Raw genomic sequence first — 18,938 nt, forward strand, 5'->3', positions numbered from 1 at the left:
GAAAGATTGAAACCGCAGTACCTTAAACCGCTAAGGAGATAAGATGGAACTCACACTCTATGACAGCTACCAGCGGGTGAAACGCCCCTTTATTCCCCTGAGTGACACAGCTGTGGGTCTCTACTCATGTGGACCGACTGTCTACGATTATGCGCATATAGGTAACCTTCGCAGCTACCTGTTTGCAGATCTCCTCAAGCGCACCCTCAGACTCAATGGCTATCGGGTCAATCATGTGATGAATATTACCGATGTCGGGCACCTGGTTTCAGATGGGGATGAGGGTGAAGACAAGATGGAGAAGGGCGCACGCAAACACCAATCTTCAGCCTGGCAGATCGCCAAATACTTTGAGAAGGCATTTCTGGCTGATCTTAAGCGGCTTGGGATCGGGCTGCCGGATACCCTGTGCCGGGCAACCGAACATATTGAGGAGCAGATCCGCTATATACAGGCCCTTGAATCAAAAGGTTTTACCTATCACACACCGGATGGGATCTACTTTGATACCTCTAAGCTTAAAAATTATGGGCATCTTGCCAGACTTAAGGCCCAGGGATTGAAGGCCGGAGCCCGGGTCGAGATGGGGGAGAAAAAGCATCTGAGTGACTTTGCTCTATGGAAGTTCAGTGGTGATGTTCGACGCCAGATGCAGTGGGATAGCCCCTGGGGAACCGGCTTTCCCGGCTGGCATATCGAGTGCTCGGCGATGTCTGAGAAATACTTAGGTGAGCGATTTGATATCCACACCGGCGGCACAGATCATATCAGCGTGCATCACAGCAATGAGATAGCTCAGTCGGAGGCCAAGAATGGGCATGTTCCTGCCAATTTTTGGCTACATGGTGCCTTTTTACAGCTGGGATCGCAGAAGATCTCCAAATCCGGGCAGTCGTTACTACTGCGGGGGCTTCTTGAGCAAGGCTTTGATCCCATGGCGCTGCGTTACCTCAATCTCACCGGGCACTACCGGAGCGAGCTGAACTTTACTTTTGAAGCGCTTAAAGGAGCGGCTACTGCCCTCAATCGCCTGAGAAAGCATGTTGCAAGCTGGCCCGAAGGGGGAGAGATCGACTCGGATTACGCCGAGCAGTTTAAGAGTAAACTCAATGATGATCTAAATACACCTCGAGCATTGGCTCTCATCTGGAAACTGATTGACTCAGAGCTTCCCCCTGAGACCAAGCGGGCAACCCTGGTTTGGTTTGATGAGACCCTGGGGTTAGATCTTGAGTACCAGGCTCAGCTTGTGATCCCACAGGAGATCATCGCCCTGGCAGAAAAGCGTTTCGAGGCCCGCAGCTCGGGGCAATGGCAACAGGCCGACGAGCTGCGTCAGGCGATCCTGGAAGCTGGATTTGAGATCAAGGACTCTCAAAACGGATTCACTCTGGAGAGCAGGGTTTAGAGCCCCTACGGGGGCTTGCTTTTCCCGGTACTGAGCCGAGTTGCTGCATTGCATGCAGCTGATGTGTGGCGAAGCCACAGGTGTCGGGGCGCCGACTGCGCCCTACTTTTGTATCGTCAAAAGTAGGCAAAACCTCGCTGCGCGCTGCGAATCCCTCCGCAGAGCTTCGCGGCTCGGCATCCATGCCTCGAACTTAAAGCAACAAAAGATTCTTTCAGTGGAACGTAAGCCTTAGATGCCAGCGGTCCGCTGTCTTGGTTGCTATCTCACGGCATCCATACCACTCAACCTTAATCCTTTACGGCTCGCCTTGGCGCGAGCTCACGGTGAAGGTTACCCCTTCACCGCTTCCTCTTCCGGAAACGGCTCCAGCCACTAAAACTACTTTCGTTGGGAGAATAGCCAGTCCATGGTCTTGAGCTTGCCGGGCTTGTAGACCTCCTGCCAACTGCCGAGATGATCGGTTTGAAGCTGGGTTAATCGCATATTTTCGGAGCCCATCGCATCGAGCACATCAAATATCTGCCTTGAATTATCAGGGTTCACCAACAGATCTTTTGCCCCTGATCCGGTCACGGCCCAGATGGGGATATCGGCCCAGATCCCTTTACATTCAGGGATCAGGTTTCCTCCCCCTGAGACAGGCAGGGCTGCCGCAAAAAGATCCGGAGCATGGCACAGGATATCGAAGGTGCCGAATCCTCCCATAGATACCCCGGTCACATAGAGGCGACTCCTGTCCACCTTGGGGTGTGTCTGAATGAAGTCTCGTAATAACTCTATGGCAAGCTGCATCGGCTCGGTCACAGGGTTCGCCGGATCTGCATAGTTCTCTAAGCGATGCCAGTTGTAAGGCGGATAGATCTCATCTGATAGCCCGCTATAGGCCCAGGACTCCTTCGATGGATCTTTTACCGGGTTTGGGGTGTCCGGAGGAAGTTAACTGGTATTGGGACACTGTGGAGCAATGATGTAGGCATCTTGATGCCCTCTCACATACTCAAAGATCTCATGCACACTGGATGTCAATTGCGCCTCATTATCCGAACCGCGCTCTGCGGTGCCATGGAGAAACAGCACAAGTGGATACTTTTCCTTAGAGCGCTTGTGGGGTGTATAAAGGCGGTAGGGCAGTGTATCTCCAACAAGCTGGCTGCTGTACTGCTTCACCTGGAATTCGCTTTTCCAGTGATCATTTGGCTTTTCTGCAGCCACAGAGTGGCCCATACATAAAGCTGAGATTAAAGAGAGAAATCCCGTTCGTTTCATCAGATATCCTATCAGTTATTGCAAAAAGAGATGTTCAATAATTATTCTTGTGTAGCCTGAGTTGAGCTGTATCCGGTCAAAGATCTCCACCTTTTGGTTTGTTCAGGTCACCACAGCGATAGATACAGCTCACTCAATGATGATTAATGGAAGACCATCACCTGATTTGCCTGTAGCTGTAAGGTGGCACTATGCCCAGACACTGTCATCTCTCCGTCCCCCAGCAGGTTGTGATATCTCTTATCCTTAAGCCTCAGATCACTAATCTGCACCTTTTTTGCTTTATCACTAACATTCACGGCAACCAACACACTGTCGGCTCCCTTAGTTCGCTCAAAAATAAGAAGATCTTTATCTGCAAACCTCTTGGTATAAGAGCCTTCGGCTATCGCCGGGCTCTCCTTTCTGAGCCTTGCCAGAGTGCGGATCATCTTAAAGGCTTTGCTTGTTTCACTGAATGAAGGCATGGATTCTCGGTTATAGGGATCATCCCCGACCCGTCCATAGGCATTGGCGGTTAAATTAGCGGTGTTTTGCTCACTCCCGTAATAGATCACCGGGATCCCCGGCAGGGTCATCACCAGAGCCTCTCCAATATTCTGGCGAGCATCCGCCAGCTCTTTGCTGAATCCCTTGCCCTTGCGTGGGTGATCGGCATCGACGCCGCCACTGACTGAGTCTGTCGTTTTTGCCTGCAGGTAGACACTGGTGCGGGTGGCATCGTGGTTATCAAGAAATATGGGCTGCAAGTTTTGCTTACCCTGCATCGCAACCGGGCGCAGCTCAATATATTTGTTCAGGTCAGTCATCGGGATGTTATTGGCGATGGCATCTTCAATATGATCTCTGAGTCCGAAATCGAGCAGTTCAGAGCCATGATCTTCATTCAGAAACGCCATAGAGGCGGGATCTTCGGCACTGGCATTCATCCACTCACCAAAGATATAGATATCAGGGTTTTTGGCATGGATCGCCCTTGTCAGGCGGGTCACAAACCCGGGGTTAATATGCTTAATCGCGTCAAGACGAAACGCATCAACCCCATGATCCATCCATAAGAGTGCGGCATCGATCAGATATTTTCCCGCGGCAGTGTTGTGATCCTCACCCTGGTTGTAATCAGCCAGCCCGGTTAAAGATTTATGAGTCAATGACCAGGGGTCGCTCCACTCCTGCTCGGCCGTAGGGCATACGGGCTCAGGATTAGCGCTACAATCTCCATCCCCGATGTTGCCATTATGGTGGAACCATTCACCCTTATCGCTGACAAAATCGGCCTGGAAAACTCCATCCTTATAAACGGCTCCCTTGTCTATCGCATCGTGAGAGCTTGAGTGATTAAACGCCATATCCAGCACCAGTTTCATGCCGCGCTTCTTCATTTCGCGGTGCAGCTTATCCACCAGCTTCCAGGTGCCAAAGTGCTCTTCCACCCGGTAATAATCCTGAGCAAAATAGCCATGATATGCGCCTTCATTATTGAGAGGGTGATCGGCGTTATCAACCAGTGGCGTGACCCATATCGCCGATACTCCCATATCCTGAAGATAATCAAGCTTATCAATCAGCCCCTGAATATCCCCTCCCCAATACTTTTTCCAATCCGCCACTGTTCCCTTATCTTTTAAGCTGGATGTGGTCTCGGGGTTATTGCCAAGATCATTCGAGGGATCGCCATTTGCGAACCTGTCGATCATCACAAAGTAGATGGTCCTGTTTTGCCAATCCTGAAATCTCTGGTGACTATGGGAAGAGGCTACTTGTGTATGCCCGGCATTGGCAGAGGCATAACTTGCCGGGTGATAGGCTGATAGAGTCAGCGCAATGGCAGCAGGTAAGAGTTTTATCTTTTTCAAAAATTTATTTTTATGGTCTGACACCTTTTATCTCCACGTTCCTGGTGAAGAGCTCACCTTATTGCAGAAGATGCAAAGGAGGAGTGTCATCTCGTGCCAAGTTCAGCAGGTATCGATGCCAGGGATTCGCTTGTTTGATCTGCTTAACACTTAGGCTCAGTTATCGCTTCAGGTTGCAAACGTCGGCAGAGCCTATGACCCTGAGGCTTCTCTATGGGAAACAACTGAGAACGGTTAACTGGCTGATGAGAGGGCTCAAAGTGAAACTGACAATAATTCATCACCCGATCCACGACTGCCAGCAGTGTCCAGACTCGGTAACTACCGCATAGCTCTCCCATCTCAAGAGAGTGCCTGCTCCCATCATCGAAAACACAGCAAGCCCTGTCCGACTCCATGTGCCGGGTCGCGAGTTCAATCATGCAGAAATATTGCCTTGCATGTCGAATCTGCTTGAGTGTGAGCACCACAAAATCCGGGTTACCCAGCAGGATTCCATCTTGCACCACATAGTTGCAGTCCTGATTGCTGTTGATATATTTTTTCCCATCAACCTGGTAGCACAGGCGGAAAGTGAGGGGCCGAGCCACCGGAAAACTTCCCGTGGACCAGAGCTCAGTGCCCTGAGAGATGAAGCGCTCAAAGAAAGCCGGGACGTGACGCCAGATCCCATCAACCCCCTTGCATTCAACCGATACCATTTTTTCAAACCCCAGGTTGTCTACCTCCAGCCAGACTTTTCCGCTGAATGACTCTAATTCCCCCGCTGATTCAAGCCTGGTTTGGGCATAATGAAGCCTGATGGGCTGTTCACTGAGCAGGGTCCGGTTGCTTTGGCAAAGCTGACGATATTCAGAGGGTGACAAGCTATACCAGCGGCGAAAGGCGCGATGAAAATTGGCGGTATTTTCATAGCCCATTTGCGATGCGATAGCTGTGAGACTCATGGAGGTGTCAGCGAGCAGAGCCAGGGCCTGGCTTTGCCTGGTCTGTTCGACAAGCTGGGAAAAACTAAGCTGTTTACTCTTAAGTCGCCGCTGAATTGTGCGTACCGACATCCCAAGCTGCCGCGCGGTATCACGCAGGGTGAGTGAGCTACTTAGCTGCTTTCTCAAGAGGTTTTGCAACTGAGTCACAAAGTCTTTTTTTTCAATCGATTGCTTCATCAGCAGGGAGTAAGTCTGCTGTGCCAACGCAAACATCGAAGGGTCAGCATTGCCAGCTCCCTGTGCGGTAATAATCGTCAGGCTGCCTGGCTCTGGCACCAGAGTTTCAGCACCCAGCTCAGTCAGCTGCCGATGTAGATCCTCAAGTAACATCTGGCTCCATTCGGGAGCTGGCACCGCATCACGCGTCCCGATCGTGACTCTGAGCAGTCCATCATCACGGCTGACCCGGCCGACAAGCTGCCTGTCAAACAGTGACAGGCTCTTTCCCCACCAGATGAGCCCATCCTGAAGATGGGGGCATGGTGAAGCAGCAGGTGCCCGAGGCAAAGAATTTGCTCTATGTGCCAATAGCTATCAGCGATTAAGAGATGTGAATGACCGATCTCTTTACTTAAAGAGGAGATAAAACAAGACTCTGAGTCAGCCACACTAGCCCCAGTCTGATGAACGTGGCCTCTCATTAAGCCTGAAAATAAAACTGAAAAAAATGACATTCATCAGCTCTGTCACTGATAGAGAAGAGAGGCTCAATAAGTACCCAGTATCGAGAGATCGCAGATTCCGGATTTGAGATCAAGGACTCTCAGGAGGGATTTACCCTGGAGATCCGAATCTGATAGCCCCTTCGGGGCTTGCAGTAACAAGCAGTCTATTTTTCAGCTCCGCTGAGTGATTGCCGGGGTGCCGGCAGCACATTACTTTTGTACCGCCAAAAGTAATCAAAAGCTCTCTACGCGTGATGAGTCCCTCCATCAAGCTCCGATGCTCGGCATCCATGCCTCGGACATATAACAATAAGAGAGTTGTGCCTACGCCCCAATTGCCGCTGCCGAGCGGCGGCGGGCAAGAGGGTTAGCTCGCCCGTACCCTCTTACATCTCCTGGAGCGCCCCGGAGTTCGCTTGTATCCTCGGAATGGCTTGTTTTTTAAGGTTCAGCATCGCCAGGTCATCCCTGACCTAGCGATGCACTCGTGATAGCCATATCCCTCAACCTTAAAGATCCGCTCCATTCTTCGGAGCGAATATCATGGGGGCAATAAATACTCTCGTTGATTCCAATAACCGCTAAAGCAATTTATAAAATGACAGTTTCTTATATAAGAAGAGTCCACAGCCAAGCCCTAAGTGAGGCCGACCTCAAACATTCATTTGGTAGGGTTTGGATATTTGACATGCGAGTCGTGCTCCATAATAAAATCCCACCACATAAATGTGATGGAATTAATAGTGAAGAAATCAAAAATTAAATGGTATGACTACATTGTCAGCTTCATCACTATCATCGGATATATATTTAATACATAGAATCTCAGCCAAAAATTCAGGCTGCATTCCTATTTTTTCAGAAATCATATCAAAAGTAATACCTAAGTGGTCTTTCAATATAATCAGACTCTCTTCAAGTACATGAGGCACTTCCAATGGAATTTGATCATCAAGCTTTTCTCTTCTATTTTGGCGTGTTTGGCTGAACCATACATTAGCCATTCTATATTGCTGAGCGTTTATAAAGCCTAAGTGGTGTGCTCTATAGATAATAGCTCTAGCGCTAACTTTCCATCGTGATTTTAAGTTATATACTTTCTTCCAGTTAATCCCCCCCTAGCGGCAATACAGGAAGGGAACTCCCTAGCAAAGGACTCTCGAGGAAATAAGAATGCGCTAGCAAATGCATCAGCTTCACGCTCAGTTTTCTTGCAACCAGTCTCAAGACCATTGTGCATTATTAAATGCCCACACTCATGAGCTAAATCAAAGCGCATCCGACATACACTCTCTTTTGCAGTGTTACGAATGATTATTGGGTACTTTCTATTTACTGACAAGGCATCGATTTTATCTGAAACACCATCAAAATAAGTAACTATTGCACCTTGGTTTTCAACAACATTAATCATATTGTCTATCGGTGCATCTGGAGTTAGCCCCCAACGTACTCGAGCGCCCTCTGCAATTTTCTCTATCACAGGAGGAGTTAGCTCAGGAATTTTATCATTGTCAATTAAATTAAATCGATTTTCTGGTAAATCTAAATAATTATGTAATTCAGTAACAAGCTGTTCAAGAGTTGTACTATATGCTTGAACTCGATTTTTCACACCCGCAGGAGTTGTCTGCCTTTTTCGGAAATGGCATTGCTCAGGCTTAACATCACCAGAAAGTGGCAGCCCAAAGAAATTAGGCGCCACTCGGAGAAATTCTGCTAAAGCATTCCAAACATCATCAGCTGGAGCTCTGATATCACTTTCATACTGATGGATGCTTTGCCTTGATACAGCAACAGCATCCCCCAGCTCTTGTAATGTATAACCATTTAATAAGCGAGCCAGCCTTAGCCGTTCACCGTAAAATGCTATAGACATAATATTCTAACCATTGTTCGGGCCATTAATTTGCTCCACCTTCTCTTTATTCTTGATAGAGACAGGTGCTTTCTGAGTTGGCACTGCCTCAGGAAGGGCTTTGTCAAGTGCACTGAAGGCTGCAACTTTCTCATCCAATGGAATTTCCCAACATGAAACCTGTGCACCATCTAAGTATCCAGTAAATGTTACACGCTCCACATAGCGAAGCTCATCTACTTCTATAGCAAAAAACCAGAGTATTGAAGCTGCATCACCCACCTCTACAGTCAATAGACTCATCTGACTCATTGCTTCAATGCAGGGTATCAGCCTTCTCTCCTCAGGACTATTTGGCGTACCTCTATACAAGCGAATTGGAACAGAGCCGATAGAGAAAGTAAATCTACCATCATCCTTTACTACACCAAGCCAAGGCCATTCATGATTATTTTGGGAGGCTTTGATAATCTGATTTCGGCAGCATTCATAAGCTCTTAGTCCAGTTGAACGAGCTGAGTCACCTAACTCCTCGTCATGTAAATCAACAACGGAATCTCTGACCTCGCGGATTAAGGATGCAAGCTGCTTGAGACGGTCAGTTGTAAGCTCTGGATTTAGTTCCCATGGTTGGTTCATAGTAAAACTCTTCCTTATTATCGAAAGGTGTAGCAGAAGACAAGGTTGATGAAACACCATGAAATTTTCGTGCGTTTTTCTCGCTTTGTCAAGCAGGATGCGAATTTGCACCCATTGTTACATATGTCAACTTGTCCTTATCTACAAAGGAATCTTTACAGCTCTAGTGGACATACAAGACAGCTACTCTGCCTTTGCATGCAGCATTGACGTTGCAAAAGTGCTTGTTAACTAGCGCGAAAAAACGTCAAAGATAATCTGAACCGAAGAATGGTGGTATTGACCTCCCCGTGAGCGAGTGCCGAGGTGAGCCGTAGAGGATTGGAGTCGAGAAACAGGACGTTTCGAGAGAGCAGCCAGTATAGGGACATACTGTCTGCTCGGTGCTTCAATCGTTAGGTTCACAGAGGATTCCGCGAGGTTCGGGGCGCTGGAGGATTGTTAAGGAGGGAGGCGTTCTCTCCTTAACCCGCCGCCACTTGGCAGTGGCTATTGTGCCACAGGCACAAATCAGCTGACCGCAGGTCATCAACCCATAGGGTTGAATCCCGGTCCGAAGGGCAAAAAAAGGGGGATAGCAACTGCTATCCCCCCAATCTATTGCCTTCGCATCAGAAGATAGAAAGCGAGCCCCAGGAATATCGCCGCCGGGATGATGGCCCCGGCCAATGGCGGCATCCCGTAGATGAGAGTCATGGGACCAAAGATCCGGTCAATCACATAGAAGATAAAGCCTGCGATGATACCGATCAGGATCCGGGTTCCCATCGCCATGGTTCGAAGTGGCCCAAACACAAAGGAAGAGGCCAGCAGCATCATGGCGATGATGGTCAGGGGCGAGAGGATCTTTCGCCAAAATTCCAGCTTATACTGACTGGCATCCTGCTTATTCATGTCCCGATAACTGATGGTGCTGGTTAAGGCCCGAATCGACATGTCACTTGGGTTGATTGTCACCACTGAGAGTTTTTTTGGTGTGAGCTGGGAGTACCAGTTCTGCTGCTTGCGTGTGACCACCTCAATCTTGTCTCCACCAAACTTGGTATCAGTGATCCCTGACAGTTGCCAGTGATCGCCACTATAGCTGCCGGTTCTAGCATCCACAATCTGTTTCAGGCGATGCTGCTGATTAAAATCATAGAGGCGAATATTGTGTAATTGCCCCTCCCGGTCGATGGCGCCGATATTGACAAAGGAGGGGCCATCTTTGGCCCACACCCCATAGGCCGACAAAGAAACGGTGCCGCCACTTCTGGCCTGAATTCGCACATCATCCCCGTGATGGTTGGCTGCCGGTGCCACATACTCGCCAATCAGCAGGATCACTATGGTCATCGGGATCAGGGTCTTGAGCACGGCTCCCACTATGCTGAGCTTAGAGCGACCAGATGCCTGCATGACCACCAACTCACTGCTGGTAGCCAAAGAGCCCAGACCGATCAGGCCACCTAGCAGGGCCGCCAGCGGGAAAAACTGTACGATATCGCTCGGCACATTGAGCAGAGTGTAATAGAGCGCCACCGAGGTGGTATAGCTCCCCTCACCAACATCTCTGAGCTGGTCCACAAACTTGAACAGAGCACTCAGGCCGATCAGGGTCAGATCACAGAGCATCACCGACCAGAGAACCACTCGGCCAATGTAACGATCGAGAATATTAAACACTGGCCTTTCCTCCCTTCTTAAGCCTGGTACGGGTTCTGAGCCACCAGCGACTATGCTGCATGTTCAGAGGCAAAGCCAGCAACAGGCCGAACAAAATCGGCACCAGGAACATTCCGGGGAACTCAGGAAAGCGCCCATCTCCCACAGCCGAACGCATGCTACTCAAAAACAGGAAGTAGGCAAGGTAGACCAGTACTGCGGGCAGCAGCTTGGCATAGCGTCCCTGACGGGGATTCACCTCGGCAAGAGGCACCGCCAGAATGCCGAGAATAATCACGGCCAAAGGAACCGAAAAGCGCCATTGTAGCTCGGCAAGGGCCTGGCCACTCGGATCTTTCAGTAGCTCCAGGGTACTCTTGGAGCCTAGTTCCTGTGCGACATCCTGAGTCTTTTTACTCGGCAGCAACACCTTGTACTCTTTAAACTTACTGACATCAAAGGCTCTTTGTCCCGGCTGTCCGGCATAGCGCACCCCCTGATCCAGGATCAGGTTCAGGCCTGAGACCTCCTTACTTGCGGTCACCGAGCCCGTATCGGCCACAATCACTGCCGGCGGTTGATTTGCTTGTCCCTGTTGCAGGATAAACACCCGCTCCATCCCCTTGCCCTTATCGGTCAACTTTTCAACGTAGGCAGTATATTTACCGTTTCCAAGAGGCATAAACTGCCCCTCTTTGAGAATGGAAGCTCCGGGGTTGTCCCTAAAGCCCTGGACTAACTCCTGCTGCTTATAGGCTGTGTAGGGCGCCACAAACAGAGTAAATACGGCCGTCAATACCAGGGTCAGGCAGCCCAACAGGCAGGTCAGCTTGAGGATCCGGTTGCGACTGGTCCCGACCGCAAACATCACCGTCATCTCGCTATCGGCATAAAAACGGCCATGACAGAACAAAATCCCGATAAAAAAGCTGATCGGCAACACCCAGGTCAACATATCAGGCAGACGCAGCGCCACCATAGAAGCAATAAGTTGCCCCGGGATCTCGCCTCCGGCGGCCTGTGACAAGACACGGATCAGGTACTGACTGAGGAAGATCAGCAGCAGGACCAGCAGAACCGCACCCTGGGATTTAAGCATTTCTTTTGTGAAATAACGGGCAAAGATCACCTTTAACTCCGAGACTTAACTTGTTTTTTTAGCCAATTCACTGAAAAATAGACCCCAACTAGCTTGCAGGGCTTATTGCAAGTAGGTGATCACCAGCATTATCGATCGCCTAAGCTTGCTCTCAGCCTGATAAGCTCGACATTATCTATTAAATACTGCGTTTTGTCTTTAGCGAACGAGGAGAGTCAATGGAATTCAGTATTAAGAGCGGCAACCCGGAAAAACAACGTAGTGCCTGTATCGTTGTTGGAGTCTTTGAACCTCGTCGTCTGTCTCCCGTCGCTGAACAGCTGGATAAGATCAGTGAGGGATACATCAGCTCCCTGCTGCGCCGCGGCGATCTCGAGGGAAAAACCGGCCAGATGCTGCTGTTGCACCAGGTCCCCGGAGTCCTGAGTGAGCGGGTGCTGCTGGTTGGCTGTGGTAAAGAGCGAGAGCTGGATGAGCGTCAGTACAAGCAGATTATCACCAAGACCATAGAAACCCTCAATGAGAGTGGCTCCATGGAAGCGGTGTGCTTTCTGACCGAACTGCATGTCAAGGGCCGGGATATCTACTGGAAGGTCCGTCAGGCGGTCGAAGCAACCCAGGCCTCCCGCTACCGATTCAACAAGTTTAAGACCCGTAAGAAAGAGCCGCGCCGCCCGCTACGGAAGATTGTCTTTAATGTACCAACCCGTCGTGAACTGTCGGTCGGTGAAAAAGCGGTGCAGCATGGCGTTGCCGTGGCTTACGGTACCAAGATCTGTCGCGATGTGGCGAACATGCCACCTAACTACTGCAATCCAAGCTACCTGGGCGAGCAGGCCAAAGAACTTGCCGAGAAGCATGACAAGATCTCTGTCTCTCTCATCGATGAGCAGCAGATGGCCGATGAGGGAATGAACTCCTACCTGGCGGTGGTACGCGGCGCGAAAAACGAAGGTCTGATGAGTATCATCGACTATCGTGGCGCAAACGATCCCAATGCCAAGCCGATCGTCCTGCTGGGTAAGGGGATGACCTTCGACGCCGGTGGTATCTCTTTGAAGCCGGGCGAGGCGATGGATGAAATGAAGTATGACATGTGTGGCGCCGCTGCGGTGCTGGGCGTGATGAACACGGTGGCCGAGCTTAACCTACCTCTGAATGTCATCGGGGTGTTAGTCGGAGCAGAGAATATGCCTGATGGCGATGCCTACCGCCCGGGAGATATCCTGACCACCATGTCCGGTCAGACGGTGGAAGTTCTCAATACAGATGCCGAAGGCCGCCTGGTGCTGTGCGATGCCCTGACTTACGTCGAGCGCTATAACCCGGATTCAGTCATTGATGTTGCTACCCTGACCGGTGCCTGCGTGATTGCACTGGGTCATCACACCTCGGGCCTTTTGTCCAATCACAACCCGCTGGCTCACGAGCTGCAGAATGCCTCCGAGCAGGCGGACGACAAGGCGTGGCGCCTGCCACTGTACGATGAGTACAAAGAGCAGCTGGACAGCTCCTTTGCCGACATGGCGAACATCGGTGGTCGTCCCGGCGGTACCATCACGGCGGCCGCTTTCCTGAGCCGCTTTGCCAAGAAATACAACTGGGCTCACCTGGATATTGCCGGTACCGCCTGGAAGTCCGGCAAAGATAAGGGCGCCACCGGCCGTCCGGTGCCACTGCTGAGCCAGTTCCTGATTAATCGTGCCAACAATGAAAGTAACGATAGCTAAGGCCCCATGAAAAAAGCCAGCTTTCATGTATTAAGCGATAGCAGTGAGCCGGGAGCAATCCCGGCTCACTATGCTTTAGCCTGCACCCTCGCCAACCAGTTCTACCAGCAGGGCAAATGGCTCTATCTGTTGTGTGATGACCGCGCAACCGCCGAGCAGATCGATGAGGCGCTGTGGCAGCTTGATCCCGATCTGTTTGTGCCCCACCAGCTTCAGGATGAGGTCCCCGGACAGAAGGCACCGGTCGAGATCATCTGGGACGCCCCGAAACAGAGCCGCTCGGTACTGATCAACCTTGCCCGGGAGGTACCCTCATTTGCTGCAAGGTTTGAACATGTGATAGATTTCGTCCCAGCTGATGAAGATTTAAAACAGCTGGCTCGCGAACGCTATAAAAGCTATCGCCAACTCGGTATGCAACTGGACGTGATCCAGCCCGGCCAATAGGCCGTCACCCCCACTTTTACAGATTCGAAACCATGGAAAAAACCTTTAATCCACAAGCTATTGAGCAGCAGCTGTATCAGCGCTGGGAACAACAGGGCTATTTCAAGCCACACGGCGACACCAGCAAGGATGCCTATAGCATCATGATCCCGCCTCCCAATGTGACAGGCAGCCTGCACATGGGTCACGCCTTCCAGGACACCATCATGGATACCCTGATCCGCTATCAACGGATGCAGGGCAAAAATACCTTGTGGCAGGTGGGGACCGATCACGCGGGGATCGCAACCCAGATGGTGGTTGAACGTAAGCTGGCCGCCGAAGGCCAGCCCAGCCGCAAAGAGCTGGGACGCGACGCCTTTATCGATAAGATCTGGGAGTGGAAAAATGAGTCCGGTGGCACCATCACCCGCCAGATGCGCCGCCTGGGTGCCTCGGTAGACTGGGAGCGTGAGCGCTTCACCATGGATGAGGGACTGTCCAAGGCTGTTCAGGAGGTGTTTGTCCGCCTCTATGAAGAAGATCTTATCTATCGCGGTAAGCGCCTGGTGAACTGGGATCCCAAACTGCGAACCGCCATCTCCGATCTCGAGGTGGAAAACCGCGATGTGAAGGGCCACATGTGGCACCTGCGCTACCCGCTGGCCGATGGTGCCAAAACAGCGGACGGCAAAGACTACCTGGTGGTGGCAACCACCCGTCCGGAAACCATGCTGGGTGATACCGGGGTTGCGGTGAACCCGGAAGATCCACGTTATAAAGATCTCATCGGTAAGCATGTGATCCTGCCGATCGTCGATCGTCGCATCCCGATCGTCGGTGACGAGCACGCCGACATGGAAAAAGGCACCGGCTGCGTCAAGATCACCCCGGCTCACGACTTCAACGACTATGAAGTAGGTAAGCGAAACCAGCTGCCGATGATCAATGTCCTGACCTTTGATGCAACCATCCGCGACAGCGCCGAGGTGTTTACCACCAAGGGTGAGCCATCGGATCTCTACTCCAATGTGCTGCCGGAAAAATACCGGGGGATGGAGCGTTTTGCTGCGCGTAAAGCGATCGTCGAAGAGTTTGAGGCCCTGGATCTCTTGGTTGAAATTGAAGATCACGCCCTGACTGTGCCCTACGGCGATCGTGGCGGCGTCATCATAGAGCCGATGCTGACCGACCAATGGTATGTGCGCACCGCACCTCTGGCCGAGGTTGCCACCAAGGCGGTGGAAGATGGCGAGATCCAGTTCGTACCCAAGCAGTATGAAAACATGTATTTTGCCTGGATGCGCGACATCCAGGACTGGTGTATCTCCCGCCAGCTGTGGTGGGGGCACCGGATCCCGGCCTGGTATGACAACGAAGGTAAGGTCTACGTAGGTCATAGCGAGCAGGAAGTTCGTGCCAAGCACCAGCTCGGTGATGAGATCGCCCTGCACCAGGATGAAGATGTACTGGATACCTGGTTCTCCTCGGCGCTGTGGACCTTCTCTACCCAGGGCTGGCCAGAAAAAACACCGGATCTGGCGACCTTCCACCCCAGCGATGTGCTGGTGACCGGCTTTGACATCATCTTCTTCTGGGTTGCCCGGATGATCATGATGACCATGCACTTCATCAAGGATGAAAACGGCAAGCCGCAGGTCCCCTTCAAGACTGTGTATGTGCACGGCCTGGTCCGTGATGAAAATGGCGACAAGATGTCCAAGTCCAAGGGGAACGTGCTGGATCCTCTGGATATGATTGATGGCATCGAGCTGGATAACCTGGTCGAAAAGCGCACCGGTAATATGATGCAGCCACAGCTTGCTGAAAAAATTGCCAAACGGACTCGTAAGGCCTTCCCCGAGGGAATCGAGGCCCACGGTACCGATGCACTGCGTTTCACCTTCATGGCGATGGCTACCACAGGGCGCGATCTCAACTGGGATATGAACCGTCTCGATGGCTACCGTAACTTCTGCAACAAGCTGTGGAATGCCAGCCGCTACGTGCTGATGAATGCCGAGGGTGAAGATTGTGGCTTTAATGGCGGTGAGCTTGAGCTTTCACTGGCGGATCGCTGGATCAAGGCCAAGCTGCAGCACTGCATTCGTGACGTTCGCCAGGCGATCGAAGACTACCGCTTCGATATGGCGGCAAACCACCTGTATGAGTTTATCTGGAACCAGTTCTGTGACTGGTATCTGGAGCTGACCAAGCCGGTTCTGTGGAACGGTAGTGACGCGCAAAAACGCGGCACCCGTCATACCCTGCTTGAGACTCTGGAAACCCTGCTGCGCCTGGCGCACCCCATCATGCCATTTATCACCGAAGAGATCTGGCAGAAGGTAGCTGAGCTCACAGGTATCGAGGCCGACACCATCATGCTGCAGGGCTATCCTGAGTATGACGCCAGCCAGGATGATGAGAAGGCACTGGTCGATCTCGAGTGGATCAAGCAATTTATCGTCAACGTACGCAATATCCGCGCTGAGATGAATATTGCGCCAAGTAAGCCTCTTGAGGTGCTGCTGCGCAACCATGATGCCACGACTGCCCAGCGAGTTGAAAGCAATGCAACCTTCCTCAAGGCACTGGCGAAGCTCGATTCTGTGACACTGCTTGGTGCTGATGAGCAGGCTCCGGCCTCTGTCACCGCCCTGCTGGGGGAAGCGGAGCTACTGCTGCCGATGGCAGGCCTCATCGACAAGGATGCAGAGCTGGCTCGTATCGCCAAAGAGCTTGAGAAAGCCGCCACTGAGATTGGTCGCATCCGGGGTAAGCTGTCAAACGAGAAGTTTGTCAGCCGCGCCCCTGAGGCCGTGGTCGCCAAAGAGAAGGCCAAGCTTGAGGAGTTGACTCAGGCTGAACTTAAGCTCAAGGAGCAGCAGCAAACCATCGCCGCTCTTTAATCGCTAGCAGCCATAAACAACAAAGCCCTCATCTGAGGGCTTTGTTTTATTCGGGTCTTAACAGCTTACTCTTCGAAGTAGGTTCCCCAACCATCATACTCAATCGCGTACTGAGCCGCGATCTCCAGCATCTTGGGCAGGGGCTCCAGGATCGAGTCGCTATCCAGCTCGCTCTCCCCATAGATATCAAAGCAGTACAGCTCCTCCCCTTCGTCGGTCTCGAAAAGCTCTACTTCACTGACATCAAATCCCGCGGTAAACAGCTGCTCGGCAGCCTGCAAGGCTGGCTCTTCAGACTTAGCCGCAAAGTGGTACTCGATGGTATAGAGTGCGTCCGGGTTGCTACCATCCTCCAGTAGCTCTTCGATGATATCTTCACACTCATCACGCCACTGTTCCATCTGTTCACTCATCACTTCATCTCCGGTTTGCGCTCACGAAAGAGCCATACATTTTGCTGCAAGCATAAGCCAATCCTGACACTTTGCAAGCCTTCACATTCCGCAGCCTTTAAACTGATGTATCATGGGTGCTGCTCATTATTTCATCGATTCTTTTCTTCACCAGGAGCAACCCATGCGATGGACTAAATCTGACTACCACCTCTCGACCGATAAGACCCTTCTGCAACAAGGGATGATCTATGACTTTCTCAAAGACGCCCCCTGGTGTCAGGGGATTGAGCCTGACACCCTGGCACTGGCCATCGAGCAATCCTTGTGCTTTGGCCTCTACTTTCAGAAAAACCAGATTGGCTTCGCCCGGCTGGTGACCGACTATGCCACCTTCGCCTGGCTGACCGACCTCTTCGTCCTGGAGGAACATAGAGGGAAAGGCTTGAGTAAATGGATGATGGAGTGCATCATGCAACATCCTTCGGTCCAGCGGCTCCGTCACATCTCACTGGCGACAACCGACGCCCATGGGCTTTACTCTCAATATGGGTTTGCCCCGGTTGCATCTCCGTCGCAACTGATGGAGCAACGTGGCAAAGATAAGCTGCACTGACAAGTTACACAATGGAGAGAGTTCAATGAGTCAAGATCTCACCGCCAAAGGGCGCTCGCCCTCGCTGTTGGGCGGTGCCATGATAATTGCAGGCACCACGGTCGGTGCCGGGATGTTTACCCTGCCGGTGATGACCTCAGGGATGTGGTTTTTCTACTCACTACTAATCCTGGCCCTGACCTGGCTGCTGATGTACTCCTCCAGCCTGCTGATCCTGGAAGCCAACCTCAACTATCCGATCGGGGCCAGCTTCGACACTATGACAGAGGATCTACTAGGACATGGTGGACGCATCATCACCGGGGCCCTGGTAGCCTTTGTCCTGTATATCCTGACCTATGCCTATATCTCGGGGGGAGGCTCCACCACGGCTCTTACCCTTGGAAACCTGCTGGGGATCCCTGTTCTCTACCAGGTCGGAGGCTTGCTGTTTGGCGGTGTTTTGGCGCTGATTGTTTATCTCTCCACTAAGGCGGTCGATCGGATCACCACCATCATGCTGGGAGCCATGGTGATCACCTTTTTCATGTCGGTGGCAGGACTCATCTACAACATCAAGCTACCGGTACTGCTGAATAATAGCGACCCCACGGCTCACTATGCTCCCTATATCCTGATTGCGATCCCGGTTTGCCTTGCTTCCTTTGGCTACCACGGTAACATCCCAAGCCTGATGAAATATTACGGCAAAGCGCCGAAGAAGATCGCCTGTGCCGCGCTACTAGGTAGCCTGATGGCGCTGTTTTTCTACTTCCTGTGGCAGCTCAGCGCCCTGGGAAACCTGCCTCGTGACACCTTCAGGGGGATCATGGCCGCCGGTGGCAATATGGATGTACTGCTGGCTGCACTGGGTCAGACGGTAAAACAGAGCCATCTGAACATCCTGCTGCAAATCTTTGCTAATCTGGCGGTGGCGTCCTCGTTTCTTGGGGTGACCCTGGGCCTTTTCGACTATATTGCCGATCTATTTAAGTTTGATGACAGTCATCTTGGCCGCCTCAAAACCGCAGTGATTACCTTCGCCCCTCCCCTGATAGGCGCGATGATCTGGCCGAATGGTTTTCTGCTGGCCATAGGTTTTGCTGCGCTGGCCGCCGCAGGCTGGGCAGTGATCATTCCGGTGCTGCTGGCAATCAAGAGTCGTCGCAAGTTTGGTAACCCCCAATTTCGTACCCCGGGCGGAAGACTCACCCTGGTGATCGTCTTTGGTTATGGAGTTCTGGTGATCCTCTGCCACCTGTTGGGACTGTTTGGCCTGCTGCCTCAGTTTGGCGCCTGATCGCCTTAAGCCTTCCATAAGCCCCACTGCCCGATAGGACCAGTGGGGCATGAAAGCACAGATTCACTATACTCTTGGGGAAACCCACATGAGTGTGCTGTCATGGGAAAAGCTCTTCTGGGAATGCTGCTTCTGCTCAACTGCGCCCTGTTACAGGCT

16 protein-coding genes are annotated in these 18,938 nt (G+C 51.7%); 6 read left to right on the top strand and 10 right to left on the bottom strand.

Annotated features, from left to right (window positions below; translation table 11 throughout):
- Nucleotides 1-43 precede the first annotated feature (43 nt).
- A complete protein-coding gene (gene cysS, locus DB847_RS19990; RefSeq protein ID WP_108652271.1) occupies nucleotides 44-1,408 on the top strand; it encodes a cysteine--tRNA ligase in 1,365 nt (454 codons plus the stop codon).
- A 381-nt stretch (nucleotides 1,409-1,789) separates the two neighbouring features.
- Here the strand turns inward: cysS and DB847_RS19995 are convergent, their stop codons facing one another.
- From DB847_RS19995 to lptF, 9 genes are all read right to left on the bottom strand, one after another.
- On the bottom strand, nucleotides 1,790-2,215 hold the full coding sequence (locus DB847_RS19995) for a carboxylesterase family protein (protein WP_108652272.1): 426 nt from the start codon (nucleotides 2,213-2,215) through the stop codon (nucleotides 1,790-1,792).
- 132 nt (nucleotides 2,216-2,347) lie between these two features.
- Nucleotides 2,348-2,677 carry a hypothetical protein gene (locus tag DB847_RS20000; protein ID WP_159084766.1) on the bottom strand — a complete coding sequence of 110 codons (330 nt, stop codon included), beginning with the start codon at nucleotides 2,675-2,677 and terminating at the stop codon, nucleotides 2,348-2,350.
- A gap of 143 nt (nucleotides 2,678-2,820) precedes the next feature.
- Nucleotides 2,821-4,557, bottom strand: a complete 1,737-nt coding sequence (locus DB847_RS20005; RefSeq protein WP_199911640.1) for an alpha-amylase family glycosyl hydrolase — start codon at nucleotides 4,555-4,557, stop codon at nucleotides 2,821-2,823.
- 119 nt (nucleotides 4,558-4,676) lie between these two features.
- Nucleotides 4,677-6,029 (bottom strand): helix-turn-helix domain-containing protein, encoded by a 1,353-nt coding sequence (locus tag DB847_RS20010; RefSeq protein ID WP_108652274.1) that lies wholly within the window; start codon nucleotides 6,027-6,029, stop codon nucleotides 4,677-4,679.
- A 910-nt stretch (nucleotides 6,030-6,939) separates the two neighbouring features.
- Nucleotides 6,940-7,191, bottom strand: a complete 252-nt coding sequence (locus DB847_RS25810; protein WP_234418446.1) for a hypothetical protein — start codon at nucleotides 7,189-7,191, stop codon at nucleotides 6,940-6,942.
- A gap of 80 nt (nucleotides 7,192-7,271) precedes the next feature.
- Complete coding sequence (locus tag DB847_RS20015) at nucleotides 7,272-8,066, bottom strand: XRE family transcriptional regulator (RefSeq protein WP_234418447.1); 795 nt, start codon at nucleotides 8,064-8,066, stop codon at nucleotides 7,272-7,274.
- A gap of 6 nt (nucleotides 8,067-8,072) precedes the next feature.
- Nucleotides 8,073-8,684: a peroxidase gene (locus DB847_RS25205; RefSeq protein WP_199911641.1), complete on the bottom strand. Its 612-nt coding sequence runs from the start codon at nucleotides 8,682-8,684 to the stop codon at nucleotides 8,073-8,075.
- A 597-nt stretch (nucleotides 8,685-9,281) separates the two neighbouring features.
- A complete protein-coding gene (gene lptG / locus DB847_RS20025; protein WP_108652275.1) occupies nucleotides 9,282-10,349 on the bottom strand; it encodes an LPS export ABC transporter permease LptG in 1,068 nt (355 codons plus the stop codon).
- Nucleotides 10,342-11,427, bottom strand: a complete 1,086-nt coding sequence (gene lptF, locus DB847_RS20030; RefSeq protein ID WP_159084767.1) for an LPS export ABC transporter permease LptF — start codon at nucleotides 11,425-11,427, stop codon at nucleotides 10,342-10,344. Before lptF ends, lptG begins: the two co-directional genes overlap by 8 nt.
- A 218-nt stretch (nucleotides 11,428-11,645) precedes the next feature.
- Here lptF and pepA point away from each other — a divergent pair, with 218 nt between their 5' ends.
- The 3 genes from pepA to DB847_RS20045 are packed head-to-tail and all read left to right on the top strand — an operon-like array spanning nucleotide 11,646 to nucleotide 16,492.
- Nucleotides 11,646-13,157 (top strand): leucyl aminopeptidase, encoded by a 1,512-nt coding sequence (gene pepA / locus DB847_RS20035; protein WP_108652277.1) that lies wholly within the window; start codon nucleotides 11,646-11,648, stop codon nucleotides 13,155-13,157.
- Between the two features lie 6 nt (nucleotides 13,158-13,163).
- Entirely contained in the window at nucleotides 13,164-13,604 is a 441-nt protein-coding gene (locus DB847_RS20040; protein ID WP_108652278.1) for a DNA polymerase III subunit chi, read from the top strand.
- A gap of 32 nt (nucleotides 13,605-13,636) precedes the next feature.
- Entirely contained in the window at nucleotides 13,637-16,492 is a 2,856-nt protein-coding gene (locus DB847_RS20045; RefSeq protein WP_108652279.1) for a valine--tRNA ligase, read from the top strand.
- A 65-nt stretch (nucleotides 16,493-16,557) separates the two neighbouring features.
- Here DB847_RS20045 and rraB read toward each other — a convergent pair whose 3' ends face one another.
- The gene (rraB, locus tag DB847_RS20050; RefSeq protein WP_108652280.1) at nucleotides 16,558-16,905 is read right to left on the bottom strand and encodes a ribonuclease E inhibitor RraB; all 348 of its coding nucleotides are present in this window, start codon (nucleotides 16,903-16,905) and stop codon (nucleotides 16,558-16,560) included.
- A gap of 163 nt (nucleotides 16,906-17,068) precedes the next feature.
- Between rraB and DB847_RS20055 the strand changes: the two genes are divergently transcribed.
- Both DB847_RS20055 and mtr read left to right on the top strand, forming a co-directional pair.
- Nucleotides 17,069-17,500, top strand: coding sequence for a GNAT family N-acetyltransferase (locus tag DB847_RS20055; protein ID WP_108652281.1), 432 nt, complete (start codon nucleotides 17,069-17,071; stop codon nucleotides 17,498-17,500).
- A gap of 25 nt (nucleotides 17,501-17,525) precedes the next feature.
- Nucleotides 17,526-18,779, top strand: coding sequence for a tryptophan permease (gene mtr / locus DB847_RS20060; protein ID WP_108652282.1), 1,254 nt, complete (start codon nucleotides 17,526-17,528; stop codon nucleotides 18,777-18,779).
- Nucleotides 18,780-18,938 lie beyond the last annotated feature (159 nt).

This window comes from Dongshaea marina, assembly GCF_003072645.1.
In the GTDB taxonomy this organism is placed as follows: Bacteria; Pseudomonadota; Gammaproteobacteria; order Enterobacterales; family Aeromonadaceae; genus Dongshaea; species Dongshaea marina.

Coding starts and splice junctions, on each gene's coding strand:
- lptF (WP_159084767.1), bottom strand. CDS start 11,427: ATGCTTAAATCCCAGGGTGCGGTTCTGCTGGTCCTGCTGCTGATCTTC.
- mtr (WP_108652282.1), top strand. CDS start 17,526: ATGAGTCAAGATCTCACCGCCAAAGGGCGCTCGCCCTCGCTGTTGGGC.
- cysS (WP_108652271.1), top strand. CDS start 44: ATGGAACTCACACTCTATGACAGCTACCAGCGGGTGAAACGCCCCTTT.
- DB847_RS20055 (WP_108652281.1), top strand. CDS start 17,069: ATGCGATGGACTAAATCTGACTACCACCTCTCGACCGATAAGACCCTT.
- DB847_RS20015 (WP_234418447.1), bottom strand. CDS start 8,066: ATGTCTATAGCATTTTACGGTGAACGGCTAAGGCTGGCTCGCTTATTA.
- DB847_RS25810 (WP_234418446.1), bottom strand. CDS start 7,191: ATGGCTAATGTATGGTTCAGCCAAACACGCCAAAATAGAAGAGAAAAG.
- DB847_RS20040 (WP_108652278.1), top strand. CDS start 13,164: ATGAAAAAAGCCAGCTTTCATGTATTAAGCGATAGCAGTGAGCCGGGA.
- DB847_RS25205 (WP_199911641.1), bottom strand. CDS start 8,684: ATGAACCAACCATGGGAACTAAATCCAGAGCTTACAACTGACCGTCTC.
- rraB (WP_108652280.1), bottom strand. CDS start 16,905: ATGAGTGAACAGATGGAACAGTGGCGTGATGAGTGTGAAGATATCATC.
- DB847_RS20000 (WP_159084766.1), bottom strand. CDS start 2,677: ATGAAACGAACGGGATTTCTCTCTTTAATCTCAGCTTTATGTATGGGC.
- pepA (WP_108652277.1), top strand. CDS start 11,646: ATGGAATTCAGTATTAAGAGCGGCAACCCGGAAAAACAACGTAGTGCC.
- DB847_RS20045 (WP_108652279.1), top strand. CDS start 13,637: ATGGAAAAAACCTTTAATCCACAAGCTATTGAGCAGCAGCTGTATCAG.